The following is a 1,643-nucleotide window of genomic DNA, read 5'->3' as shown; positions in this document are numbered from 1 at the left end:
CCCTTGGCCGAGTCGACCATGGCCAGCTCGGGACGGTGCTCGTGGCAGGCGTGCAGGTCCTTGATGATCTGGTCGCGCTGCGAGGTCGRCAGACCGGCGATCTTGTCGTAGACGCTCGACAGGCCGTTGTTGACGTTGACGCCCAGTTCGTCGAACAGCTTGCCGTGCTTGGCGAAGGCGTCCTTGTAGAAGACCTTGACGGCGTGGCCGAAGACGATCGGGTGCGACACCTTCATCATGGTCGCCTTGACGTGCAGCGAGAACATCACGCCGGTCTCGCGGGCGTCTTCCATCTCGTCCTCGTAGAACTTGAGCAGCGCCTTCTTGCTCATGAACATGCTGTCGATGATCTCGCCTTCGAGCAGCGCCACCTTCTTCTTCAGCACGATGGTCTGGCCGCTCTTGGTGACCAGGTCCATCTGGACGTCGCGGGCCTTGGTGAGCGTCATGCTCTTCTCGCCGGCATAGAAGTCGCCGCCGTGCATGTGCGAGACGTGGGTGCGCGAGGCCGGACTCCACTTGCTCATCGAGTGCGGGTTCTTGCGTGCGTTGCGCTTCACCGCGGCGGGGGCGCGACGGTCGGAATTGCCTTCGCGCAGCACCGGGTTGACCGCGCTGCCCAGGGCCTTGGAGTAGCGCGCGAGCAGCGCCTTCTGTTCGTCGGTCTTGGGGTCTTCGGGATAGTCCGGGATCTTGTAGCCGCGCGCCTGCAGCTCCTTGATGGCCGCCACCAACTGGGGCACCGAGGCACTGATGTTGGGCAGCTTGATGATGTTGGTCTCGGGCAGTTGGGTCAGGCGGCCGAGCTCGGACAGGTTGTCGGGCACCCGCTGGTCGGGGGTCAGGAACTCGGGGAACTCGGCCAGTACGCGGGCTGCCACCGAGATGTCGCTGGCGGCGACATCGATCCCCGCCGGCGCGGCGAACGCTTGGATGACGGGCAGCAGCGAGGCCGTGGCCAGCAGCGGCGCCTCGTCGGTGAGGGTGTAGATGATCTTGGATTTAGCGTTAGCCATTGTGTGACCTCTGGTGCTTTGCGGATGTGCGGGTTGCCCGCGGCGGGCAGGGCCGCTGGCAGTCGTTTTTGACGCGCGTAAGTCTACTTGAGGGGTGTTTCGCCTCGTGGTAGACGGGTCGGGAGGCCGCGGACGCGCGTGTGCGCCGTGTCGCTGCACGGATCGTGCCGGTGCCGCCGGCCGAGATCAACTGCTGAACTGGATGCCCTGCGTTGAGTTCTGGCACCGGTTCTGGCTGGCGCTGCAGCTTTGCAGTGCCTTGTTCAGGCGCGGGCGGCAGTTCTTCTCGGAGGCGTTCTTGCAGAACTGGTAGTCGGCCCTGGCCGTCTGCTTGCAGGTGCTGTACTGGAGTTCGCAAGGCGTCTGGCTGCCGCCGTCGCCCTGGGCCGTGGCGAGGCCCGACAGGACGGCGAGGATCCAGGCGGCGGAGACGGGCGCGAGCTTGCTCATGACGAGGCCTTCCTCGGGAGTGCGGGAGTGCATCTTAGACCGGGCGCGCCGGTGCGCGAGCCCTTCAGCCCATCAGGCTCGGATTCCGGCGCGCCTCGTCGATCCGACGCTGGCGTATGGCCTCGCGGCATTGCCCGGACTGCGCGAGCTTCGGATCGGCGCACCGGTTGTTGATGC

General features: G+C 65.8%; 2 protein-coding genes. Both read right to left on the bottom strand.

Going from position 1 to position 1,643, the window contains the following annotated elements; genetic code table 11:
- The coding region (locus AC1DY5_RS54820) for an NADP-dependent isocitrate dehydrogenase (RefSeq protein ID WP_478122561.1) at nucleotides 1-1,016 on the bottom strand (1,016 nt) is incomplete at its 3' end.
- 186 nt (nucleotides 1,017-1,202) lie between these two features.
- Nucleotides 1,203-1,466 carry a hypothetical protein gene (locus tag AC1DY5_RS54815; protein ID WP_478122560.1) on the bottom strand — a complete coding sequence of 88 codons (264 nt, stop codon included), beginning with the start codon at nucleotides 1,464-1,466 and terminating at the stop codon, nucleotides 1,203-1,205.
- Nucleotides 1,467-1,643: the final 177 nt, after the last annotated feature.

Source organism: Variovorax sp. P4_D9 (genome assembly GCF_056401695.1).
Note: the sequence above shows the minus strand (reverse complement) of the source record. Positions and strands in the feature narration are given on the sequence as shown.